General features: G+C 57.4%; 21 protein-coding genes. 18 read left to right on the forward strand and 3 right to left on the reverse strand.

The window, feature by feature from the left end:
• Positions 1 to 10 precede the first annotated feature (10 nt).
• A complete protein-coding gene (ftsK, locus tag KDX37_RS18250) occupies positions 11 to 2,410 on the reverse strand; it encodes a DNA translocase FtsK (protein WP_264759300.1) in 2,400 nt (799 codons plus the stop codon).
• 465 nt (positions 2,411 to 2,875) lie between these two features.
• On the opposite strand from ftsK, the gene aat reads away from it, so the two are divergent.
• The 3 genes from aat to infA all read left to right on the forward strand — a co-directional run bounded on the left by aat (position 2,876) and on the right by infA (position 4,642).
• A complete protein-coding gene (gene aat / locus KDX37_RS18255; protein WP_231654108.1) occupies positions 2,876 to 3,565 on the forward strand; it encodes a leucyl/phenylalanyl-tRNA--protein transferase in 690 nt (229 codons plus the stop codon).
• A 49-nt stretch (positions 3,566 to 3,614) separates the two neighbouring features.
• On the forward strand, positions 3,615 to 4,322 hold the full coding sequence (locus tag KDX37_RS18260) for an arginyltransferase (protein ID WP_231654109.1): 708 nt from the start codon (positions 3,615 to 3,617) through the stop codon (positions 4,320 to 4,322).
• A gap of 101 nt (positions 4,323 to 4,423) precedes the next feature.
• Entirely contained in the window at positions 4,424 to 4,642 is a 219-nt protein-coding gene (infA, locus tag KDX37_RS18265) for a translation initiation factor IF-1 (protein ID WP_002553999.1), read from the forward strand.
• A 105-nt stretch (positions 4,643 to 4,747) separates the two neighbouring features.
• Here infA and clpA read toward each other — a convergent pair whose 3' ends face one another.
• Both clpA and clpS read right to left on the reverse strand, forming a co-directional pair.
• Complete coding sequence (gene clpA, locus KDX37_RS18270) at positions 4,748 to 7,021, reverse strand: ATP-dependent Clp protease ATP-binding subunit ClpA (protein ID WP_231654110.1); 2,274 nt, start codon at positions 7,019 to 7,021, stop codon at positions 4,748 to 4,750.
• Positions 7,022 to 7,051: 30 nt separating this feature from the next.
• A complete protein-coding gene (gene clpS / locus KDX37_RS18275) occupies positions 7,052 to 7,414 on the reverse strand; it encodes an ATP-dependent Clp protease adapter ClpS (RefSeq protein ID WP_231654111.1) in 363 nt (120 codons plus the stop codon).
• Positions 7,415 to 7,639: 225 nt separating this feature from the next.
• Here clpS and cspD point away from each other — a divergent pair, with 225 nt between their 5' ends.
• The 15 genes from cspD to nuoF all read left to right on the forward strand — a co-directional run bounded on the left by cspD (position 7,640) and on the right by nuoF (position 24,415).
• The gene (gene cspD, locus KDX37_RS18280) at positions 7,640 to 7,924 is read left to right on the forward strand and encodes a cold shock domain-containing protein CspD (RefSeq protein WP_231654143.1); all 285 of its coding nucleotides are present in this window, start codon (positions 7,640 to 7,642) and stop codon (positions 7,922 to 7,924) included.
• A 671-nt stretch (positions 7,925 to 8,595) separates the two neighbouring features.
• The gene (locus KDX37_RS18285; protein WP_231654112.1) at positions 8,596 to 10,821 is read left to right on the forward strand and encodes an NADP-dependent isocitrate dehydrogenase; all 2,226 of its coding nucleotides are present in this window, start codon (positions 8,596 to 8,598) and stop codon (positions 10,819 to 10,821) included.
• Positions 10,822 to 10,961: 140 nt separating this feature from the next.
• On the forward strand, positions 10,962 to 11,408 hold the full coding sequence (locus tag KDX37_RS18290; protein WP_231654113.1) for an NUDIX hydrolase: 447 nt from the start codon (positions 10,962 to 10,964) through the stop codon (positions 11,406 to 11,408).
• Between the two features lie 60 nt (positions 11,409 to 11,468).
• Positions 11,469 to 12,599: a tRNA 2-thiouridine(34) synthase MnmA gene (gene mnmA / locus KDX37_RS18295; protein WP_231654114.1), complete on the forward strand. Its 1,131-nt coding sequence runs from the start codon at positions 11,469 to 11,471 to the stop codon at positions 12,597 to 12,599.
• Positions 12,599 to 13,219 carry a high frequency lysogenization protein HflD gene (hflD, locus tag KDX37_RS18300; RefSeq protein ID WP_231654115.1) on the forward strand — a complete coding sequence of 207 codons (621 nt, stop codon included), beginning with the start codon at positions 12,599 to 12,601 and terminating at the stop codon, positions 13,217 to 13,219. The genes mnmA and hflD overlap by 1 nt, the downstream gene beginning before the upstream one ends.
• 132 nt (positions 13,220 to 13,351) lie before the next feature.
• Complete coding sequence (purB, locus tag KDX37_RS18305) at positions 13,352 to 14,722, forward strand: adenylosuccinate lyase (RefSeq protein WP_231654116.1); 1,371 nt, start codon at positions 13,352 to 13,354, stop codon at positions 14,720 to 14,722.
• A 61-nt stretch (positions 14,723 to 14,783) separates the two neighbouring features.
• Positions 14,784 to 15,950, forward strand: a complete 1,167-nt coding sequence (locus KDX37_RS18310) for a ribosomal protein uL16 3-hydroxylase (protein WP_231654117.1) — start codon at positions 14,784 to 14,786, stop codon at positions 15,948 to 15,950.
• Entirely contained in the window at positions 15,943 to 16,365 is a 423-nt protein-coding gene (locus KDX37_RS18315; protein WP_231654118.1) for a GNAT family N-acetyltransferase, read from the forward strand. The genes KDX37_RS18310 and KDX37_RS18315 overlap by 8 nt, the downstream gene beginning before the upstream one ends.
• A gap of 180 nt (positions 16,366 to 16,545) precedes the next feature.
• Positions 16,546 to 17,283 (forward strand): secretin N-terminal domain-containing protein, encoded by a 738-nt coding sequence (locus KDX37_RS18320; protein ID WP_406642730.1) that lies wholly within the window; start codon positions 16,546 to 16,548, stop codon positions 17,281 to 17,283.
• 528 nt (positions 17,284 to 17,811) lie between these two features.
• On the forward strand, positions 17,812 to 19,137 hold the full coding sequence (gene aceA / locus KDX37_RS18325; RefSeq protein ID WP_231654120.1) for an isocitrate lyase: 1,326 nt from the start codon (positions 17,812 to 17,814) through the stop codon (positions 19,135 to 19,137).
• 463 nt (positions 19,138 to 19,600) lie between these two features.
• Positions 19,601 to 20,014 (forward strand): NADH-quinone oxidoreductase subunit A, encoded by a 414-nt coding sequence (locus tag KDX37_RS18330; RefSeq protein ID WP_002554011.1) that lies wholly within the window; start codon positions 19,601 to 19,603, stop codon positions 20,012 to 20,014.
• Between the two features lie 10 nt (positions 20,015 to 20,024).
• Complete coding sequence (locus KDX37_RS18335; protein WP_024646620.1) at positions 20,025 to 20,699, forward strand: NuoB/complex I 20 kDa subunit family protein; 675 nt, start codon at positions 20,025 to 20,027, stop codon at positions 20,697 to 20,699.
• 73 nt (positions 20,700 to 20,772) lie between these two features.
• Entirely contained in the window at positions 20,773 to 22,554 is a 1,782-nt protein-coding gene (gene nuoC, locus KDX37_RS18340; protein WP_231654121.1) for an NADH-quinone oxidoreductase subunit C/D, read from the forward strand.
• Positions 22,555 to 22,562: 8 nt separating this feature from the next.
• Complete coding sequence (nuoE, locus tag KDX37_RS18345; protein ID WP_231654144.1) at positions 22,563 to 23,060, forward strand: NADH-quinone oxidoreductase subunit NuoE; 498 nt, start codon at positions 22,563 to 22,565, stop codon at positions 23,058 to 23,060.
• On the forward strand, positions 23,057 to 24,415 hold the full coding sequence (nuoF, locus tag KDX37_RS18350; protein WP_231654122.1) for an NADH-quinone oxidoreductase subunit NuoF: 1,359 nt from the start codon (positions 23,057 to 23,059) through the stop codon (positions 24,413 to 24,415). Before nuoE ends, nuoF begins: the two co-directional genes overlap by 4 nt.
• The last annotated feature ends 124 nt before the right edge of the window (positions 24,416 to 24,539 follow it).

The following is a 24,539-nucleotide window of genomic DNA, read 5'->3' on the forward strand; positions in this document are numbered from 1 at the left end:
GGGCGATAAATCAATCGCGCATCGGGGCTGGCGCGATCACCTCGCGCGAGCCGTTGGTGTTCATGGCTGTCACGACGCCGGCATGCTCCATGGTTTCGATCATGCGTGCAGCGCGGTTATAGCCAATCTTGAGTTTGCGCTGCACGGCCGAAATCGATGCACGACGGCTCTCAAGCACGAATTTGACAGCTTCATCGTAAAGCGCATCGCTCTCGCTGTCGTCACCGCCTTCACTGCCGCCGTCGAAGCCACTGCCCGCCTCTTCCACACCGGCAAGAATATCGTCGTTGTAATCCGGCGTACCACGTAATTTCCAGGCTTCCACCACACGGTGGACTTCCTCGTCAGACACAAACGCGCCATGTACACGAATCGGCAGACTGGTGCCTGGCGGCATGTACAGCATGTCGCCGTGGCCGAGCAACTGTTCGGCGCCACCTTGGTCGATGATGGTTCGCGAGTCGATCTTGCTCGACACCTGAAACGCCATACGGGTAGGAATGTTGGCCTTGATCAGGCCGGTGATCACATCCACCGAAGGACGCTGAGTTGCAAGAATCAGGTGAATACCTGCCGCTCGGGCCTTTTGCGCAATACGTGCGATGAGCTCTTCGACCTTCTTGCCAACGATCATCATCATATCGGCAAACTCGTCCACCACCACGACAATGGTCGGCAGCTTGGTCAGCAGCGGCGCTTCGTCATGGATGCTTTCACGCTTGTACAAAGGATCGGCAAGCGGCTCGCCCGCGTCCTGTGCGTCCTTGACCTTCTGGTTGAAGCCGGAAAGGTTGCGCACGCCCATCTTCGCCATCAGCTTGTAGCGACGCTCCATCTCGGCAACGCTCCAGCGAAGCGCATTGGCAGCGTCCTTCATGTCAGTCACGACCGGGCACAACAGGTGTGGAATGCCTTCGTAGATCGACAGTTCAAGCATCTTCGGATCGATCATGATCAGCTTGGCGTCTTCCGGGCCGGACTTGAACAGGATCGACAGGATCATGGCGTTCACACCTACCGACTTACCGGAGCCCGTGGTACCGGCCACCAGCAAGTGCGGCATCTTCGCCAGGTCGGTAATCACCGGTTTGCCGCCGATGTCATGTCCCAGTGCAAGGGTAACAGGCGACTTGGCATTGTCGTATTCAGGCGTCGACAGCACTTCGGAGAAGCGCACGATCTGACGGTCTTCGTTGGGGATTTCGATACCTACCGTGGTCTTGCCTGGAATGACTTCGACCACCCGGACACTGGTCACCGCCAGCGAACGCGCAAGGTCCTTTGCCAGATTGGAAATCCGGCTGACCTTGACGCCAGCGGCTGGTTGAATCTCGTAACGCGTGATCACAGGACCTGGGTGAATGGAGTCCACTGTCACTTCGACGCCAAATTCCTTGAGTTTGATTTCCAGCAGATGACCGACTGCGGCAAGAGACTCAGGGGAATAGTTGAGCTGTTTCTTCTCGGCCGGATCAAGAATGGAGATCGGCGGCAAGGTGCCTTCGACAGCACTGTCGACAAACAACGGGGCCTGCTTTTCCTTCTGCACACGCTTGCTGGGCTCAGGAGACTTCGCAGGCGCTGGCGCGATGACTGCCGGCACATGCTTCTCGCGCGCAGCCATATGCTTGTTCAGCGACTCTTCACGCTCGATCAGCCGCTCTTTGGCCCTGGCCTGCTCACGACGGTCGGGAACCACGGGTGCCACCACATCGTTGACGCGCATGTCGACTTCGCGCAATTGCGCAACCATCTGCTTGCGTTCGACACGTGCGCTCCACCAGCGATTGGCCGCACCCTGGAACAGCTCCAGCAGGTCCAGCGTGATCTTTCCCGTGATGTCCATGACCTTGAACCATGACAGATCGGTAAACACCGTCAGGCCGAACAGAAACAACGCGATGAACAGCAAGGTGCTGCCCTGAATGTTCAACGCTTTCTTGGCCAGATCACCCAGTACTTCGCCCAGAACGCCGCCCGCAGATCCGGGAAAGCCGGCCGAGAAATGGAAGTGGATATGCGCCAGCGCGGCACCGGCCAGAATCAGAAATACCAGACCGATCAGCCGCCACGAAAACAGCCAGCCGCTCCATTGCCATGGCTCGTGCCGATGGCGAAAGACCTGCCAGGCCTTGATGGCGAGCAACAACGGAAAGATATAGGCAAAGTAGCCCAACACCATGAACAGGATGTCGGCGCAAAACGCTCCGGCCCGGCCAGCCGCGTTCTGAACCTGAGAGGCGCTGCTGGTGTGGCTCCAGCCTGGATCGCTCTGATCGTAGGTCAACAAAGCCATCATCAGGTACAGGCACATGGCCCCGAAGGCGATCAGCGCACCTTCCTTGAGCCGATAATGCAATTGCTGCCGCCAAAGCGGAACAGCGCTGGGAGTTGGGATGGATTTCTTCAAAACGCTTTATTTCCTGCGCTGGAGCGCGAACATCTGAATGATTGACTGAAAAAGACTGCAGGACGCTCTCGACCACTCCCGATAAAAAGGGGATGCCCCGGCGTTTGAAAGGCCCGTCTGGCAGTCACTTGAATGATAACGCGCGATGCCGACATTGTACGTGCATACAGGCGCTGAGGTCTGTACGAAAACTCGCTGTATCGCTTCAAGGCCAGATAAAACCCGGCCTGAATTACGGAATGACCGACAATGTTCAATTTGATCATGCATTCTCTTTGCTGACAAAGACTTATGACGAGATGCTGCCCTCAACTCAAAGCACTCCGCCCATCCGCCTCATCGCACCTGCGCCCTACCGAAAGCGGCAGGCAAGCGCCATAATAACGATCGCTTGTGACCATGTTTACGCAACAGAGTTGCACGCTGCGTCAAAGCTGCCCTCCCCTTCCGCAAAGTTGTGATGCCATGCTGACCTGGTTACAACGTGACAGTCTTGATTTTCCACCTCTGGAAAAGGCACTCCGCGAACCCAACGGACTGCTTGCAGCCGGAGGCGATCTCTCTGCCGACCGCCTGATAAGCGCCTACCGCCACGGTTGCTTTCCGTGGTTTCAGGAAGGTCAGCCTATTCTCTGGTGGTCGCCCGACCCGCGCACCATTCTGCTTCCCAAAGAACTGCACGCCTCGCGCAGCCTCAACAAGGTGCTGCGCCAGGCACGCTACCAGGTGACGTTCGACCGGGACTTCGCGGCAGTGATTCAGGCGTGCGCAGCACCGCGCAGTTATGCCAACGAGACCTGGATAACCGGCTCGATGCAAAAGGCGTATCTCGAGCTTCATCGACGCGGTCACGCACACAGCGTAGAAGTATGGGAGCACGACCAGTTGGTCGGCGGGCTCTACGGCCTGGCAATGGGGCAGCTTTTTTTCGGTGAGTCGATGTTCAGTCGTGCGGACAACGCCTCGAAGGTCGGGTTTGCGACGCTGGTACAGCACCTGCAGGCCTGGGGGTTTGTCCTTGTCGATTGCCAGATGCCCACGCAGCACCTGCAAAGCCTTGGCGCCCGATCGATACCTCGACAGGCATTTGCCGATTACCTCAACCAATACCTGGATGGTCCGACTAACGCAGACTGGTCACCTAGGCGAGTTTGACAGGCTGGCATACACTCAACGCTAGAGATATTGAAAAAGGGGGGCAATCATGACAGAGCTGGCGCGGCTTAAGTTTTATGCCACTCAACCCCATACCTGCAGCTATCTGCCCGAAGAACAGGCAACCACCCTGTTTCTCGACCCCAGCCAGCCTATGGACGTTCAGGTTTACGCTGACTTGTCCGACATGGGCTTTCGCCGCAGCGGCGATCACCTTTACCGGCCTCACTGTCAGAACTGCAGCGCCTGCGTGCCCGCTCGCATTCCGGTAGCTCTGTTTGTTCCTGACAGACAGCAGAAGCGTATCCTTAAACGCAACGCCGACATCCAGGTCAACAGCACCAAACCCGTCTTCACGCAGGAATACTTCGATCTCTACCAGCGCTACATCGAGCAGCGACATGCTGATGGCGACATGTTCCCGCCCAGTCGTGATCAGTTTTCGACGTTCCTGGTCCGCGACTTGCCGTTTTCCCGCTTTTACGAATTTCGACTCGACGGCCGCCTTGTAGCCATCGCGGTCACCGATCAGTTACCCAACGGCCTATCAGCGGTTTATACGTTTTACGATCCGGCCGAAGAGCGCCGCAGTCTGGGGCGCTTCGCAATTCTGTGGCAGATTGCCGAAGCGGCTCGGCTACAGCTGCATGCGGTGTACCTCGGGTACTGGATAAAGAACTGCAAAAAGATGAATTACAAGACCCAATATCGCCCCATCGAGCTGCTGACCAATCAAAGATGGGTCACTCTGTATTGAACCCCTTGGCTTAAACAGGTTTTTTCGGGCACAATGCACGCCGCTTTTGCCTGGCGCCACTTGCACCGGGCCACTCATTTGTATACCGAGGGCTTTACTGCATGTCGAAAGAAGACAGCTTCGAAATGGAAGGCACTGTCGTCGACACCCTGCCCAACACCATGTTTCGTGTGGAGTTGGAAAATGGGCACGTCGTAACCGCGCATATCTCCGGCAAGATGCGCAAGAACTACATCCGTATTCTGACCGGTGACAAGGTGCGTGTAGAGTTGACGCCCTATGACCTGAGCAAAGGGCGCATCACCTACCGCGCTCGTTAATCAGGCATCAACAAAAACGCCCGGCATATGCCGGGCGTTTTTGCATGCTCGAAAGAATAACCGACGCTGCGCCCATTACCAGGCGCAGCGCGGCAGGCTACTGTATCAAGCCATTTCTGCCGTGGTCTCGAAGTCAAAGGTGATCTCACCATCCTTGATATCGATATGCACCACACCGCCGTGCTCGGACAATTCACCGAACAGGATCTCTTCGGCCAGTGGCCGCTTGATCTTGTCCTGAATCAGACGAGCCATCGGTCTTGCCCCCATTGCAGCGTCGTAGCCGCCCTGAGCAAGCCAGCTCCTGGCCGCATCCGACACTTCAAGCAATACACGCTTGTCTTCCAGCTGCGCCTGAAGCTCGGTGAGGAACTTGTCCACCACGCTCTTGATGACCTCGTGGCTCAGACGGCCAAACTGGATGATCGTGTCGAGACGGTTGCGGAACTCCGGCGTGAAGCTCTTCTTGATCACCTCCATCGCATCCGAAGAGTGGTCCTGATGCGTGAAGCCGATGGAAGCGCGCGCAGCAGATTCAGCGCCCGCGTTGGTGGTCATGATCACGATCACATTGCGGAAGTCAGCCTTGCGCCCGTTGTTATCGGTAAGCGTACCGTGATCCATCACCTGCAGCAGCAGGTTGAAGACTTCCGGATGGGCCTTCTCGATTTCGTCGAGCAGCAGAACACAATGAGGTTGACGCGTGATCGCTTCGGTCAACAAACCGCCCTGATCAAAGCCGACATAGCCAGGTGGCGCACCAATCAGGCGAGAAACCGTATGACGCTCCATGTACTCGGACATGTCGAAACGCAACAACTCCACACCCAGCGCCTTGGCCAACTGGCGAGCCGCCTCGGTCTTGCCGACACCGGTAGGCCCTGCGAACAGGAACGAACCAACTGGCTTGTCTGGTGACTTGAGGCCCGCACGCGACAGCTTGATCGCAGTCGACAGCGAGTCGATCGCGGCATCTTGGCCAAACACCGTAAGCTTCAGATCGCGTTCCAGATTACGCAGCAGCTCTTTGTCGGAGCTGTTGACGTGCTTTGGCGGAATACGTGCAATCTTGGCAACGATGTCCTCGACCTGAGGCACCTCGATGCGCTTCACACGCTGCTCGACCGGCTGCAGACGCTGATAGGCGCCCGCCTCATCAATCACATCAATGGCCTTGTCGGGCATATGACGATCATTGATGTAGCGCGACGCAAGCTCGGCCGCAGCACGCAGCGCCTCATCACTGTACTCGATACTGTGATGCTGCTCGAAACGACCTTTCAGGCCGCGCAGGATACCGATCGTGTCCTCTACCGAAGGCTCGGAGACGTCGACTTTCTGGAAGCGACGCGCCAGGGCACGATCCTTTTCGAAAATCCCGCGAAACTCCTGGAATGTCGTCGAACCGATACAACGGATATCGCCCGAAGACAACAGCGGCTTGAGCAGATTCGAAGCATCCATCACTCCACCGGACGCCGCACCGGCGCCAATGATCGTGTGAATTTCGTCGATGAACAGGATGGCATGCGGACGCTTGCGCAACTCATTGAGCAGTGCCTTGAAGCGCTTCTCGAAGTCGCCGCGGTATTTGGTACCGGCCAGCAATGCACCCAGATCAAGCGAGTAGACAACACTGTTGGCGAGCAGATCAGGTACCTGATTGTCGACGATACGCTTGGCCAGACCTTCAGCGATAGCCGTCTTGCCCACGCCCGCCTCACCCACCAGCAACGGGTTGTTCTTGCGACGACGAGCCAGAATCTGGGCAACCCGCTCGACTTCGCTTTCACGACCGACGAGTGGATCGATGCGTCCCTGACGCGCCAATTCGTTCAGATTGCTGGCATAGGCATCCAGAGGATTGCCAGAGGAAGATGCTTCACCGCCCTCATCATCCTGCATATCGTGCTCACCTTCAGAAGAGTGATCGCCGTGCCCCGGAACCTTGGAGATACCGTGGGCGATGTAATTGACGACATCGATCCTGGCAACGCTTTGCTGCTTGAGCAGAAAAACGGCCTGACTTTCCTGCTCACTGAAAATCGCAACCAGCACGTTGGCGCCGGTCACTTCACGCTTGCCGGAACTTTGAACGTGGAAGACTGCGCGCTGAAGGACTCGCTGGAAACCCAGCGTCGGCTGAGTCTCACGATCCTCGTCATGGACGGGGATCAGCGGTGTGGTGGAGTCGATGAACTCCTGCAGATCATGCTTGAGTTTATCGAGGTTTGCGCCGCAGGCACGCAAGACAGTGGCTGCAGCCTCATTGTCCAATAAAGCCAACAGGAGGTGCTCGACCGTCATGAACTCATGACGCTTGGAACGAGCTTCCTTGAAGGCCAGATTGAGGGTGACTTCGAGCTCACGGTTTAACATAGCTTCACCTCATACCCAAGTGGTCGGCGATTAACCGTCCTTCTCGATCTCACAGAGTAGTGGATGCTGGCTCTCCCTGGCGTATTGATTGACCTGCATTGCCTTGGTCTCGGCGATGTCGCGGGTAAACAATCCGCAGACTGCCCGTCCCTCTGTATGGACGGCCAGCATGACCTTGGTAGCCAGCTCACGATTCAGGTTGAAAAACACCTCGAGCACTTCGACGACGAAATCCATCGGGGTGTAGTCATCGTTAAATAAAACCACCTTGTACATGGGTGGCGCCTGCAGGGCCGGTTTGGCGTCCTGCACTGCGATGCCGGCCGAGTCGTCCTCGTGTGACTCCGGACCATCCTGATTGAATGTTAGTCGAATCTTGCTGAATGCATGCATGGAAAGAAGCGTTCGCATAAGTAGAGGGCGGATTGAGCGTTAGTCGCAGTCTGACCGGTTTTCAAATGGACTGCCGCATGACCTTGACTATCAGCTAAACGGTGTTACAAACAATAGAGCCCACATTGGGTAAAAAGGGTCCGCGCAGTCAACCAAAATTTTTTAGGTCAGGCGGATTGAGGTGGATGATACTCCAGACGGAGTCCTTTGCAGAGGGATATGGCTATGCTTAGTGGTAAGGTCAAGTGGTTCAATAATGCAAAAGGTTATGGATTCATCGTTGCCGACGGCAAGGATGAGGATCTGTTCGCTCATTATTCAGCTATCAAAATGGACGGTTACAAAACTCTCAAAGCGGGCCAGCCGGTCAACTTTGAAATCATTCAAGGCCCGAAAGGCCTGCATGCGGTGGAAATCGCCCCTATCGTGCAACCGGTAGAAGCGAAAAATGGAGCCTTGCAAGGCTCAAACGCCCCTGCAGTTCAGAAATCCTCGAATGTCACAGCGTAAGGCAAGCCACCACAAGCGCCAGCCATGAGAGACGGCTGGCCGGGACTGACCAGGCTGGCCGTTTTGAAACGTTGAGTGGCTAAACATGCGCAGTAAGCACATGGCCAAATGCTGGAAAGGACAACAGCTCAGCCGTCCTTTGCAAACGTAAAAAGTCAGACGTCACCGTTTTAGCGGAATTGCCCGTTGGTGACCTTGATGACCCGTTCTCCCGCCTCGCCCGGATTCAAGCCGCGGGCAGTCGCGCGCGAGTCATGAAATCCTCGGTGCAGCCGCCCGGCTGAATATGCCAGCCTTCAAATAAATCTCCGATGACGACGGCGTTACGATCAAGCCCCCGTGAAACGCAGGCCAGACGGACCACCGTGCGACTATCGGCGAATATTCATTATTCGATAGCACGCATAGCATTAATGCTTGTTGCCTAGGGTTTGATATACTCGCGCCGTGACCGCAGAGTCATAAAGGCTGACCCGTCTGATACAGGCTCCTCAGCCGTACAGATGCGTTGGGCCGTTACCTGGCCCCGCAGCTTGACGCTCGACTGATGCACCTAACATCACCGCGAATAAACCTCGACTTATGGCTCATGACCGAACTGTGAGCAAGAGTGCATACCCTGCGCGTATCGAGATTTTGTGCATGCTCAGCAAAACAGAGAGTTAATACGAATGTCCAACCGCTCGAAGATCATCTACACCTTCACCGACGAAGCTCCGGCCCTCGCCACCTACTCGCTGCTGCCCATTATCGAAGCCTTTACAGCCTCCTCCGATATCGACGTGGAAACGCGTGATATTTCCCTGGCAGGCCGTGTTCTTTCCAGCTTCCCGGAGTCGCTTGGCGCCGATCAACAAGTGCCGGATCATCTCGCCGAGCTGGGCAAACTGGCCACTACGCCAGAAGCCAACATCATCAAATTGCCCAACATCAGCGCCTCGGTCCCTCAGTTGAAGGCGACCATCAAGGAGCTTCAGGACCAGGGCTTCAAAATCCCCGACTACCCTGAAAACCCGTCTACCGACGCTGAAAAAGACACCCGCGCCCGCTACGACAAAACCAAGGGCAGCGCAGTAAACCCAGTGCTGCGCGAAGGCAACTCTGATCGCCGTGCGCCGCTGTCGGTCAAGAACTACGCTCGCAAGCACCCGCACAAGATGGGCACCTGGTCGACCGACTCCAAGGCTCACGTTGCGCACATGAGCAACGGCGATTTCTACGGCAGCGAGAAAGCCGCCCAGATCGAAGCCGACAACACCGTCAAGATTGAATTGATCGCTCAGGACGGCACCGCGACCGTTCTGAAAGAGAAAACCGCATTGAAAGCCGGCGAAATCGTCGACTGCTCGGTCATGAGCGCCAAGGCACTGCGCAGCTTCATCGCCACTGAAATCGAAGACGCCAAAAAACAGGGCGTGCTGTTTTCGGTGCATTTGAAAGCAACCATGATGAAGATCTCTGACCCGATCATGTTCGGTCAGATCGTTGCCGAGTTTTACAAGGATGCACTGACCAAGCACGCTGACACGCTGAAACAGATCGGCTTCAGCCTGAACAACGGCATCGGCGACCTTTACGAGCGCATCGGCACCCTGCCCGCTGAAAAGCAGGCCGAAATCAAGGCCGATATCGAAGCGGTCTACGCTGTGCGCCCACAACTGGCCATGGTCAACTCCGACAAAGGCATCACCAACCTTCACGTACCGAGCGACGTCATCGTCGACGCCTCGATGCCTGCGATGATCCGTGACTCCGGCAAGATGTGGGGCACCGATGGCCAGTTGCACGACGCCAAGGCCGTGATCCCGGACCGCTGCTACGCAACCATCTATCAAGCGGTCATCGAAGACTGCAAGAAAAACGGTGCTTTCGATCCAACTACCATGGGCAGCGTTCCAAACGTAGGCCTGATGGCGCAAAAAGCCGAAGAGTACGGTTCCCACGACAAGACCTTCCACATCAAGACCGACGGCGTGGTTCGCGTGACCGACAGCCAGGGCAACCTGCTGATGGAGCAGAACGTCGAGGCGGGCGATATCTGGCGCATGTGCCAGGCCAAGGACGCACCGATTCAGGACTGGGTCAAACTCGCAGTCAACCGCGCTCGCGCCAGCAACACTCCAGCAATCTTCTGGCTTGACCCGTCCCGCGCGCACGACAGCGTCATGATCAAGAAGGTACAGAAGTACCTGGCAGACCACGACACTGCAGGTCTGGATATCCAGATTCTGTCGCCAGTCGACGCAATGAAGCTGACCCTTGAGCGCACTCGTGCTGGCAAAGACACCATTTCGGTGACCGGCAACGTACTGCGCGACTATCTGACTGACCTGTTCCCGATCATGGAACTGGGCACCAGCGCCAAAATGCTCTCGATCGTTCCGCTGATGAATGGCGGCGGCCTGTTTGAAACCGGCGCTGGCGGTTCGGCACCCAAGCACGTCCAGCAGTTCGTGGAAGAGAACTTCCTGCGCTGGGATTCGCTGGGTGAGTTCCTGGCGCTCGCAGCTTCCCTGGAACATCTCGGCAATGCTTACAACAACCCGAAAGCGCTGGTGCTGTCCAAGACTCTCGATCAGGCAACTGGCGAGTTCCTGGACCGTAACAAGTCACCTTCGCGCAAGGTCGGCAGCATCGACAACCGCGGCAGCCACTTCTACCTGACCCTGTTCTGGGCACAGGCACTGGCCGCTCAGAACGACGATGCAGCCCTGAAGGCCCAGTTCACACCACTGGCTAAAACCCTGACCGACAACGAAGACAAGATCGTTGCCGAGCTGAATGCTGTACAGGGCAAGCCCGTGGAAATCGGCGGCTATTATTTCGCCAACCCGGAACTGACCAGCAAGGCCATGCGCCCCAGCGCCACCTTCAACGCAGCCATTGCTGCGCTGTAAGTAGGCTTTAGCGTATAAGCGTCACCCCTGAAAGGCCCCGATCCATGGATCGGGGCCTTTTGCGTCCTGGGAACAGCAAAGTCTTGATGCTGGCTTGCGCCCCCGACCCTCCTGTTACAACGTTGCCGGAGTACCCCATCATGACTTGGCAAGCCCACGTTACCGTCGCCACCATCGTAGAAGATCAGGGCCGCTTTCTGTTCGTGGAGGAATCAAAAGGCGGTCGTATCGTACTGAACCAACCCGCAGGGCACCTTGATCCAAACGAAAGTCTGCAGCGCGCTGCGGTTCGCGAAACTCTGGAAGAGACCGGCTGGGACGTCGAACTCACCAGCGTGGTCGGCATTTATCTCTACACAGCACCCAGCAACGGCGTGACGTATCAACGGATCTGCTTCGCCGCCAGGGCCGTGAGGCATCACGCCGACTATCGCCTCGATGAAGGCATCGTTGGCGCAGTCTGGATGACCCGCGACGACCTGCTGGCCCAGCAGGACCGCTGGCGCAGTGAATTGGTACTGCGCTGCTTGGACGATTATCTGAACGCCGAACATTTCAGTCTCGACCTGCTGCGCGACAAGGCGTGAGACTCGACGCCCTCAGCCTGATAGAATCGCGTCCTTTTCAAGGCCACCCATTGAATCCCCATGCGTGATCCAGCCCCCTCGAACTCAGAAATGAAGCGCGTCATAGTCGGCATGTCCGGTGGCGTGGACTCTTCCGTTTCCGCCGTACTGCTCATGGAGCAGGGTTATCAGGTGGAAGGCTTGTTCATGAAGAACTGGGAAGAAGACGACGGAACGGAATATTGCACCGCCCGCGAAGACCTGGCGGACGCCCAAGCCGTGTGCGACAGGATCGGCATCAAATTGCACACCGCCAATTTTGCTGCCGAGTACTGGGACAACGTCTTTGAACACTTCCTGGAAGAGTACAAGGCAGGCCGTACGCCTAACCCGGACATCCTCTGCAACCGCGAAATCAAGTTCAAGGCGTTCCTCGACTATGCATTGATGCTCGGTGCTGACCTGATTGCTACAGGCCACTACGTGCGACGCCGCGACATCGACGGACGTACCGAACTGCTCAAGGGCCTGGACCCCAACAAGGACCAGAGCTACTTTCTGCACGCGGTGGGCGGCGAGCAGATCGCCAGAACCCTGTTTCCGGTCGGTGAGCTGGAAAAACCGGAAGTTCGTGCGATTGCCGAGAAACACGGCCTGGCTACAGCGAAGAAAAAAGACTCCACCGGGATCTGCTTCATTGGCGAGCGCCGCTTCACTGATTTCCTCCGCCAGTACCTGCCCGCCCAGCCTGGTGAAATAAAGACTACTGAAGGTGAAGTCATCGGCCGCCACAGTGGCCTGATGTACCACACCATCGGCCAACGCCAGGGCCTGGGCATTGGCGGCCTGAAGGACGCCAGCGATGACCCGTGGTACGTACTGGTCAAAGACCTCGAGCACAATGAGCTGATCGTGGGTCAGGGCAACGACCATCCATGGCTTTTCTCTCGGGCGCTGGTGTCATCCGAAATCTATTGGGTCAACCCGATAGACCTGAGCAGCCCGCGCAAACTGACTGCCAAGGTCCGTTACCGCCAGGGTGATCAGGGCTGCACACTCGAGAAAACGGCAGACGGCTATCGCGCCATTTTCGATGAACCGCAACGCGCTGTCACTCCGGGCCAGTCCGTGGTGTTTTACGATGGCGAAATCTGTCTGGGTGGCGGCGTGATCGAAATTGCCGAGCCCTGGACCAGCAAGGACAAGCGTTGATGACCCCGATTCAGGAACAATTGATCGCGCTGGGCGGTGTCTTTCAGGCAGCCGTGCTGGTCGACCGGATCGCCAAGACCGGTCAGGTAAGTGAAGCCGCGCTGAGCTGTTTGCTGGGCAGCCTGCTGGTGCTTGATCCCAAGGACACTCTGGATGTGTTCGGCGGTGACGACCTGAACCTGCATGAAGGCTATCGCGCCATGGCCAGCGCCCTGGAGCGCGACCCTGCCACGCTGCAACGCGAACCACTGCGTTATGCCCTTTCGATGCTGGGTCTTGAACGCCAGCTGGCCAAGCGTGATGACCTGCTGGAAGTGATCGGCAAGCGAATCCCCATCATTCAGTCTCAGGTCGAGCATTTCGGCGTGGCTCACGAAAATGTGATTGCCGCAACCGGCGCTCTCTATGAGGACACGCTGAGCACCCTGCGTCAGCGAATTCAGGTACACGGCGACATGCGCAACCTGCAGCAACCGAACAATGCGTCGAAGATCCGCGCCCTTCTGCTGGCCGGCATTCGCTCGGCCCGTCTGTGGCGACAAGTCGGCGGTCATCGCTGGCAGTTGGTCTTCAGCCGACGCAAGCTGTTGAAAGAACTCTATCCATTGCTTCACGGCTGATCAGCCGAGCCGCAATGACCCTAACCACCACAGGCATGGCGCTATCTACGCTGGTCAGTCCATCTCAATCGGACTGGGTTTTCATGTATGATATGCGCCCCTTTTCGTTGCCCGACTGTCCGAGAGCACCCCATGCAGCTTTCTTCGCTCACCGCGGTTTCCCCTGTTGATGGCCGCTACGCCGGCAAAACCCAGGCCCTGCGCCCTATTTTCAGCGAATACGGTCTGATCCGTTTTCGCGTGATGGTTGAAGTTCGCTGGCTCCAGCGTCTGGCAGCTCATCCGCAGATCACCGAAGTTCCGGCCTTTTCTGCACAAGCCAATGCCATCCTCGACACGCTGGCAGAAGATTTCTCCGTGGAACACGCGCAGCGCGTGAAAGAGATTGAGCGTACCACCAACCACGACGTCAAAGCCGTGGAGTACCTGCTCAAGGAACAGGCTGCCAAGCTGCCTGAGCTGGACAACGTCAGCGAGTTCATCCACTTCGCCTGTACCAGCGAGGACATCAACAACCTGTCCCACGCCCTGATGCTGCGCGAAGGCCGCGACAACGTGATGCTGCCGCTGATGCGCCAGACTGCCAACGCCATTCGCGAGTTGGCTATCCGCTTTGCCGACGTGCCGATGTTGTCGCGCACTCACGGCCAGCCTGCTTCCCCGACGACACTGGGCAAGGAACTGGCCAACGTGGTTTACCGCCTTGAGCGTCAGATCACTCAAATCGCCGCAGTACCCCTGCTGGGCAAGATCAACGGCGCGGTCGGCAACTACAACGCCCACCTGTCCGCCTACGCTGACATCGATTGGGAAGCAAACGCACGCGCGTTCATCGAAGACGAGCTGGGTCTGGGCTTCAACCCCTACACTACGCAGATCGAACCGCACGACTACATCGCCGAGCTGTTTGATGCGATTGCGCGCTTCAACACTATCCTGATCGATTTCGATCGCGATATCTGGGGCTACATCTCGCTGGGCTATTTCAAGCAGCGCACCATTGCTGGCGAAATCGGTTCTTCGACAATGCCGCACAAGGTCAACCCGATCGACTTCGAAAACTCCGAAGGCAACCTGGGTATCGCCAACGCCCTGTTCCAGCATCTGGCGAGCAAGCTGCCGATCTCCCGCTGGCAGCGTGACCTGACCGACTCTACCGTGCTGCGTAACCTGGGCGTCGGCTTTGCTCACAGCGTGATCGCCTACGAAGCCAGCCTCAAGGGCATCAGCAAGCTGGAACTGAACGAACAACGTATCGCGGCCGATCTGGATGCTTGTTGGGAAGTTCTCGCTGAGCCGATCCAGACCGTGATGCGTCGTTACAACATCGAAAACCCGTACGAAAAACTGAAAGAACTGACGCGGGGCAAGGGCATCGGCCCTGAAGCACTGCAGACTTTCATTGACGGTCTGGACATGCCTGCCGAGGCCAAGGCCGAGCTCAAGAAGCTCACGCCTGCCAACTACATCGGTAACGCAGCGGCCCAAGCCAAGCGCATCTGACAGGTTATAACTTCTGCACACGCCCGGCTGTGCCGGGCGTTTTCATTTCAAGGGCTTACACATGAATCCTGATATTCCTCTTCAACTTCTGGGCGGCATGAGCGCGCGTGTTTTTCTGCGTGACTACTGGCAGAAAAAGCCCCTCCTGATCCGTCAGGCGCTGCCGGACTTTCAAAGCCCGATCGACGCAGACGAGCTGGCTGGACTTGCCTTGGAAGAAGAAGTCGAGTCGCGACTGGTCATCGAAAACGGCGAGCGTCCGTGGGAGCTCCGTCGCGGTCCGTTCGCAGAAGACGAGTTCAGCAAATTGCCCGAGCGTGAATGGACCCTGCTGGTACAGGCCGTTGATCAGTTTGTACCGGAAGTCGGCGAGCTGCTGGAAAACTTCCGCTTCCTGCCCAGCTGGCGCATTGACGACGTGATGATCAGTTATGCCGCGCCAGGTGGCAGTGTTGGTCCGCACTTCGATAACTACGACGTATTTCTGCTGCAAGGTCATGGCAAGCGTCATTGGCAGATTGGTCAGATGTGCGACTCCGAAAGCGCGCTGCTGCAACATGCCGACCTGCGCATTCTGGCCGACTTCAAGAAGACCGAAGAGTGGACGCTGGAACCCGGTGACATGCTCTATCTGCCACCGCGTCTGGCCCACTGCGGCGTCGCCGTTGATGAGTGCCTGACCTACTCCGTGGGTTTCCGGGCTCCGAGTGCTGCCGAAGTCCTGACGCACTTCACCGACTTCCTCAGCCAGTTCATTCCGGATGAAGAGCGCTACACCGATGCTGACGCACAACCGGTAAGCGACCCTCACCAGATTCAGCACGATGCGCTTGATCGCCTTAAAGCACTGCTGGCCGAGCACATGAGTGATGAACGCCTGCTGCTGACGTGGTTCGGCCAGTTCATGACCGAACCTCGCTATCCAGAGCTGGTAACAGGCCCGGAACTGTGCGAAGAAGACCTGCTCGACAGCCTCGAACAGGGCGCAGTTCTCATTCGCAACCCAAGCGCACGCCTGGCCTGGTCTGAAGTCGATGATGATCTGCTACTGTTCGCCAGCGGGCAGAGCCGCCTGTTGCCAGGCAGCCTGCGTGAGTTGCTCAAACTGATCTGCGCAGCTGACGCACTGCACAGCGAAAACCTTGGCCAATGGTTGGCCGATGACGAGGGACGCAATTTGATTTGCGAACTCGTAAAACAAGGAAGCCTGGGATTTGCCGATGAATAAAATCACCGTATCTGTCGCTGACTGGCAGAAGAATAATGCCGATATCCGGCGTATTCGAGACGCCGTCTTCATCGTCGAGCAATCGGTGCCGCCAGAACTGGAGTGGGATTCAGAAGACACGGACGCCTTGCATTTTCTGGCCTTTGAGGGTGACTACCCCATCGGCACCGCACGCCTGCTTCCGAACGGCGAGATTGGGCGTCTCTCTGTCCTCAAGGACTGGCGAGGCCTCAACGTCGGCGACGCGCTACTGACTGCGGTTATCAATGAAGCTGAACAGCGAAACCTGAGAACACAGAAACTCAGCGCACAGGTACACGCAGCCTCGTTTTATGAGCGCTTCGGCTTTACGGTCATCAGCGAGGAATTTCTCGAAGCCGGTCTGCCTCACGTCGACATGATCCGCAACTCTTGAGCGAAACCGGTATGTAGGATTGTTTTACAGCACTACATAACGTGATGCCCCATCATTCTCTGCCTCGCACGCCTATGCTGGAGTAGAGAATCACGGGGCGTTTTGCTGCCCATGGATTCAGCTTGCCCCGCCGCTGCCGACAACATGGCAAACTCAGGCTTTACGCGCTTATCGCGGAGAATGGACATGTCGTTACGTAGTTTGCTTGCCTCACTGCTGATTGCCTTCAGCGCCCACGCCTTGGCCGCTACCGAAATAGTGCCGCTCAATTACCGCACCAGCGCCGAATTGCTGCCCGTGGCAAAGTCGTTCCTGGGCGCTGACGGCTCCGTCAGCGCTTATGGCAATCAACTCGTGGTCAATGCAGAATCTCGCAAGATCGAAGAACTTCGCGCCCTTTTGACCCAGCTCGACGTTGCACCCAAACGCCTGCTGATCAGCGTGGACACCAGCGACAGCAGCGCTGAAAGCTCAACCGGATCGCGTGTTATCACCTATGGCACTGCAAGCCGCGAAGGCGGTGTGCAGCAGATTCAGACCAGCGAGGGCACGCCTGCGCTGATCCAGATCGGACAGAGCGTTCCGCTGACGACATCCTCGACTGATGCTTATGGCTATTCCCAGAGCAATACTGAATATCGCAACGTGACTCAGGGGTTTTACGTTACAGCAAGCGTCACTGGCGATAATGTGCACCTTACGATCAGCACCAACCGGGACAGGATGAGCCAGGAGCGTCCGGATACCGTGAAAGTCCAGAGTACCGACAGCCAGGTCAGCGGCCGCCTTGGCGAATGGATCACACTGGCAAGCAACAGTGGGCAATCCATCGCCAACCAGACCGGGATTGCACAACGCTATTCCACCCAGGGTCGGGACGACATGATTCTTCGAGTTATGGTTCAAGCCCTCGAATAAAGCGGGATGGCGTAAAAGCCAGCACCTGCGGGCCTTTTAGTGACTCATCAGTCGCATCCAGACAGTTATGTAGTGGAATCAAAAAAGCACTACAAATTGTTTGACGAGGCAAAAAACGCGAGGCATGATTGCCTCGCTCCCGCTTATCAGAGGCCCTGAAAAGAGCCTTCGAATCGCCGCTCTCACCCACCCACCAGAGCCGATTCGTGTCAGCGCCGCCCACAAGGCAGTTTGACGAGGTTGCGACTGGAACGTAGTTGTCCCGAGGGACGGAAGCGTCAAACGGTAACCTGACAAGGCTTTTCAGCGACGCACGACGGCATCCACGAGCCAGACTGCCAGCCTGAGCGGACGAATCAGTCACCAGCCTACCCTCGGAGCCCATCGTTCATCCGTCGCAAACCGCACACCTGCGGTCTCCCGCAATACCTCCGATCAGCGAGCAGCCATCTACCGTGCCTTTGATAAACAAGGCGTTTTGGCGGAGCAGGACTTTCCAACAAGACCTACTTCTAGAGGTTTATCTCCATGGCACTGACACGCGAACAACAAATAGCGGCTCTCGAGAAAGACTGGGCTGAAAATCCGCGCTGGAAAAACGTGACCCGTACTTATTCCGCTGCTGACGTCGTCCGCTTGCGTGGCTCGGTTCAGCCTGAGCACACCTTCGCAAAGCTGGGCGCTGACAAGCTGTGGAATCTGGTCACTCAAGGTGCCAAGCCGTCTTTCCGTCCGGACAAGGACTTCGTCAACTGCATGGGCGCCCTGACAGGCGGTCAGGCAGTGCAGCAGGTCAAGGCAGGTATTCAGGCGATCTACCTGTCAGGCTGGCAGGTCGCTGCGGACAATAACTCCGCCGAATCCATGTACCCCGATCAGTCGCTGTACCCGGTGGACTCGGTACCAACCGTGGTCAAGCGCATCAATAACTCGTTCCGCCGCGCGGATCAGATCCAGTGGAAAGCGGGCAAAACTCCGGGTGACGAAGGTTACATTGACTACTTCGCCCCCATCGTCGCAGATGCCGAGGCCGGGTTTGGCGGCGTCCTCAATGCATACGAGCTGATGAAAAGCATGATCGAGGCAGGCGCCGCTGGCGTGCACTTCGAAGACCAGCTCGCTTCGGTGAAGAAATGCGGCCACATGGGCGGCAAGGTGCTGGTGCCAACCCAGGAAGCCGTGCAGAAACTGGTAGCTGCTCGTCTGGCCGCAGACGTGGCTGGAGTACCGACCATTATTCTGGCCCGTACCGACGCCAACGCAGCCGACCTGCTGACGTCGGACTGCGACCCGTACGACCAGCAGTTCGTGACCGGTCAGCGCACGCCTGAAGGCTTTTACAAGGTGCGCGCAGGCCTGGACCAGGCGATTTCCCGCGGGTTGGCGTATGCCCCTTATGCGGATCTGATCTGGTGCGAAACCGCCAAGCCGGATCTGGACGAAGCGCGCCGCTTCGCAGAGGCGATCAAGAAGGAATACCCGGACCAGCTTCTCTCATACAACTGCTCGCCGTCCTTCAACTGGAAGAAAAACCTGGATGACGCGACCATCGCCAAATTCCAGCGCGAGCTTTCAGCGATGGGCTACAAGCATCAGTTCATCACCCTGGCAGGCATCCACAACATGTGGCACAGCATGTTCAATCTGGCGCACGACTACGCCCGTAACGACATGACAGCCTACGTGAAGCTGCAAGAGCAGGAATTTGCAGACGCAGCCAAGGGCTACACCTTCGTGGCGCACCAACAGGAAGTCGGCACTGGCTACTTCGATGACATGACCACCGTGATTCAAGGTGGCGCCTCTTCAGTAACCGCGCTGAAGGGCTCGACGGAAGAAGAGCAGTTCCACTGACCAGAGCCTGATCGCATCGAGCAACGCACACTGACCGGAAAACCGCCCAATCGGGCGGTTTTTTTTCGTTCAGTGATCTATCTTGTATTGATACCGGACAACATCGCGCGTGTTCGCCGATGCTAAAAAGACCGAGTTATTAACTCGACTGCGTCACAACTAGCTTGAGGCGAACTAACACAGCCGTTCAAATGATATCAATTATCATTCAAATTACCTTTTATTCCTTTTCATTCAACTGAAACATAATGGGTGAAAACCGCTATGACGCCCGTGTGGCAAGCTCCGCAGCCTCAAAGGCCACTTATAGCCGATTGATTCTTTGAATAAATTTGATGTAGAAAATTTACTTGCCAACTGTTTGCACATAAAATCACTGCGTTGACCGCGCTGCGACATTTCGTCACTGCCTCAACTCTTTATTAAGCACAGAGACCTTTGCTCTCTAACAAGGACTGCCAGCATGCCCGAATCGACAGGTTTGATTGCCCACAACTGGGGCTTCGCCATTTTCCTTTTGGGTGTTGTCGGCCTTTGTGCCTTCATGCTCGGCCTGTCCAGCCTGCTGGGCAGCAAAGCCTGGGGCCGCAGCAAGAACGAACCTTTCGAGTCTGGCATGCTGCCTACCGGCAGTGCCCGGCTACGCCTCTCCGCAAAATTCTATCTGGTCGCGATGCTTTTCGTGATCTTTGACATTGAAGCCCTTTTTCTCTTTGCCTGGTCTGTGTCCGTCCGCGAAAGCGGCTGGACCGGATTCGTCGAAGCTCTCGTTTTCATAGCAATTCTGTTGGCAGGTCTTGTCTACCTATGGCGGGTTGGAGCACTTGATTGGGCTCCTGAAGGTCGCCGTAATCGGCAAGCGAAGCTGAAACAATGAGGCTTTGGCGATGCAATACAATCTCACCAGGATCGACCCGGATGCTCCTAACGAGCAGTACCCCATCGGCAAACGTGAAACCGTTTCCGATCCGTTAGAAGACCAAGTCCACAAAAACATCTACATGGGCAAGCTTGAAGACGTACTGAATGGTGCGGTCAACTGGGGGCGTAAAAACTCTCTCTGGCCTTACAACTTCGGTCTGTCGTGCTGCTATGTGGAAATGACCACCGCCTTTACGGCGCCTCACGACATTGCGCGCTTCGGCGCCGAGGTTATCCGTGCATCGCCGCGTCAAGCGGACTTCATGGTAATCGCCGGCACGCCGTTCCTGAAGATGGCCCCCATCATCCAGCGTCTGTACGAACAGATGCTTGAGCCAAAGTGGGTAATCTCCATGGGCGCCTGTGCCAACTCCGGTGGCATGTACGACATCTACTCTGTGGTCCAGGGGGTCGACAAGTTCCTCCCCGTGGATGTCTACGTGCCCGGCTGCCCGCCCCGCCCCGAAGCGTTTCTGCAAGGCTTGATGCTGTTGCAGGAATCCATCGGTCAGGAGCGTCGCCCACTTTCCTGGGTCGTCGGTGATCAAGGCGTTTATCGCGCCGACATGCCGTCGCAAAAGGAACAGCGCCGCGAACAGCGTATTCAGGTCACCAACCTGCGCAGCCCCGACGAAGTCTGATCCAGCCCGCTCCGCTTATAAAAAAGACAGGAATCGGGCTGATTCTGTACGTTGACCGAAGTGATTGAGACCTATGACTGCAGACAACGCTCTGTACATCCCGCCTTACAAGGCTGACGACCAAGATGTCGTCGTTGAACTGAACAACCGTTTTGGCGCAGAGGCGTTCACCGCCCAATCGACCCGCACCGGCATGCCCGTGCTGTGGGTTGATCGTGCACGTCTGATCGAAATTCTGACGTTCCTGCGTCAGGTGCCCAAGCCCTACTCCATGCTCTACGACCTGCACGGCGTGGATGAGCGCTTGCGCACTCATCGCCGAGGCTTGCCGGGCGCGGACTTCACTGTGTTCTACCACCTGCTTTCGGTCGAACGTAACAGCGACGTGATGCTCAAGGTAGCGCTGTCTGAAAGTGACCTGAGCGTGCCGACCGTGACCGGTATCTGGCCGAACGCCAACTGGTACGAGCGCGAAGTGTGGGACATGTTCGGGATCGACTTCCCCGGCCACCCTCACCTGACCCGCATCATGATGCCGCCGACCTGGGAAGGCCACCCGCTGCGCAAGGACTTCCCTGCGCGCGCGACCGAGTTTGATCCGTACAGCCTGACCCTCGCCAAACAGCAACTGGAAGAAGAAGCCGCGCGCTTCAATCCCGAAGCCTGGGGCATGAAGCGTTCCGGCAAGAATGAGGACTACATGTTCCTCAATCTCGGGCCGAACCACCCTTCGGCTCACGGCGCGTTCCGTATCATCCTGCAACTCGACGGCGAAGAAATCGTCGACTGCGTCCCGGACATCGGTTACCACCACCGTGGCGCTGAAAAGATGGGCGAGCGCCAGTCCTGGCACAGCTACATCCCTTACACCGACCGAATCGACTACCTGGGCGGGGTGATGAACAACCTGCCCTACGTGCTTTCGGTCGAGAAACTGGCAGGAATCACGGTGCCGGACCGCGTCAACGTGATTCGCATCATGATGTCCGAGTTCTTCCGTATCACCAGCCACCTGCTGTTCCTGGGTACTTATATTCAGGACGTGGGCGCCATGACGCCGGTATTTTTCACCTTTACCGACCGTCAGAAGGCTTATACCGTCATCGAGGCTGTCACCGGCTTCCGTCTGCACCCGGCCTGGTTCCGGATCGGCGGCGTTGCTCACGACTTGCCACGCGGTTGGGAAAAACTGGTCAAGGACTTCATTGACTGGATGCCCAAGCGGCTGGACGAGTACACCAAGGCGGCTTTGCAGAACAGCATCCTGAAAGGCCGTACTGTGGGCGTTGCTGCCTACAACACCAAGGAAGCACTGGAATGGGGTGTCACTGGCCCGAACCTGCGCTCCACCGGGCTTGATTTCGACCTGCGCAAGGCACGCCCTTATTCGGGTTACGAGAACTTCGAGTTCGAAGTGCCGCTGGCTGTCAACGGCGACGCCTACGACCGCTGCATGGTGCGCGTGGAAGAAATGCGCCAGAGCCTGAAGATCATCGAGCAGTGCATGCGCAATATGCCGGCCGGGCCGTACAAGGCGGATCACCCGCTGACGACGCCACCGCCGAAAGAACGCACGCTGCAGCACATCGAAACCTTGATCACCCACTTCCTGCAGGTTTCGTGGGGTCCGGTCATGCCGGCCAACGAATCCTTCCAGATGATCGAAGCGACCAAGGGCATCAACAGTTATTACCTGACGAGCGACGGCGGCACCATGAGCTACCGTACCCGGATCCGCACCCCAAGTTACCCGCACCTGCAACAGATCCCATCGGTGATCAAAGGCAGCATGGTCGCGGACTTGATTGCGTACCTGGGTAGTATCGATTTCGTTATGGCCGACGTGGACCGCTAAGCATGAGCATGAACAGCACGCTTATCCAGACAGACCGTTTCGCCCTTAGCGAAACAGAGCGCTCGGCCATCGAGCACGAGCTGCATCATTACGAAGACCCGCGCGCGGCGTCCATCGAAGCCCTGAAGATCGTTCAGAAGGAACGCGGCTGGGTGCCGGACGGTGCTATATACGCCATTGGCGATCTGTTGGGCATTCCTGCCAGCGACGTCGAGGGTGTGGCCACATTCTACAGCCAGATTTTTCGTCAGCCGGTCGGACGCCACATCATCCGCGTCTGCAACAGCATGGTCTGCTTCATCGCAGGTCACGAGTCTGTGGTTGACGAGATCCAGAGCTCGCTCGGAATCGGCCTGGGTCAGACCACCGCCGATGGTCGCTTCACCTTGCTGCCTGTCTGCTGCCTCGGCAACTGTGACAAGGCCCCGGCCGTGATGGTCGATGACGACACTTTTGGCGACGTACAGCCGGCTGGCGTAGCCAAAATGCTGGAGGGTTACCTATGACCATTACTTCCTTCGGCCCTGCCAACCGCATTGCGCGCACGGCAGAAACTCATCCGCTGACCTGGCGCCTGCGTGACGACGGCGAGCCGGTCTGGCTTGACGAGTATCAGACCAAGGACGGCTACGCAGCGGCACGCAAAGCGCTGACCCAGCAGTCGCCTGACGAAATCGTTCAGTCCGTCAAGGATTCCGGCCTCAAGGGTCGTGGCGGCGCAGGCTTTCCCACGGGTGTGAAGTGGGGGCTGATGCCCAAAGACGAGTCCATGAACATCCGCTACCTGCTGTGCAATGCGGATGAGATGGAGCCAAACACCTGGAAAGACCGCATGCTGATGGAGCAACTGCCCCATTTGCTGGTCGAGGGTATGTTGATCAGCGCCAAGGCGCTGAAGGCCTACCGCGGGTACATCTTCCTGCGTGGTGAATATGTCACCGCCGCCAAGCACTTGAACCGCGCCGTGGCTGAAGCCAAGGCGGCTGGTCTGCTGGGCAAGAACATTCTGGGCACCGGTTTCGATTTCGAGCTGTTCGTTCACACCGGCGCCGGACGCTATATCTGCGGTGAAGAAACCGCGCTGATCAACTCGCTGGAAGGCCGTCGCGCCAACCCGCGCTCAAAGCCGCCCTTCCCTGCGGCTGTCGGCGTTTGGGGCAAACCGACCTGCGTCAACAACGTCGAAACCCTGTGCAACGTCCCGGCCATCGTCAACAACGGCAACGACTGGTACAAGTCGCTGGCCCGTGAAGGCAGCGAGGACCACGGCACCAAGCTGATGGGCTTCTCCGGCAAAGTGAAGAATCCCGGCCTGTGGGAGCTACCATTCGGCGTGCCTGCACGCGAGCTGTTCGAAGACTATGCGGGCGGTATGCGCGATGGTTTCAAACTCAAGTGCTGGCAGCCGGGCGGCGCCGGTACAGGATTCCTGTTGCCTGAACACCTGGATGCGCAGATGTATGCAGGTGGGATCGCCAAGGTCGGCACTCGAATGGGTACGGGTCTGGCGATGGCCGTAGACGACTCGGTCAACATGGTGTCGCTGCTGCGCAACATGGAAGAGTTCTTCGCCCAGGAATCCTGCGGTTTCTGCACCCCGTGCCGCGACGGTCTGCCATGGAGCGTGAAAATGCTGCGCGCCATCGAGAACGGCCAAGGCCAGGCGGGCGACATCGAAACCCTGCTGGGTCTGGTCAACTTCCTCGGCCCTGGCAAGACGTTCTGCGCCCACGCACCGGGCGCCGTCGAGCCATTGGGTAGCGCCATCAAGTATTTCCGGTCCGAGTTCGAGGCAGGCATATCGCCGGTCGCCTCCAACACGCTCACGCCGGGTAAAAGTCCGACCATGGTCGGTGCATAACAAGACAGAACGGTCGGCGGCCGCAAGGCTGCTGCCCTCGTACCTGCTGACGCCCTTGCGGGTTGAATGATGCAGGTACTACCGAGATTCCATTAGCCACGCCCGCTGACAACGGGCCAACGAA

It is taken from the genome of Pseudomonas californiensis (assembly GCF_021147775.1).
Classification (GTDB): domain Bacteria; phylum Pseudomonadota; class Gammaproteobacteria; order Pseudomonadales; family Pseudomonadaceae; genus Aquipseudomonas; species Aquipseudomonas californiensis.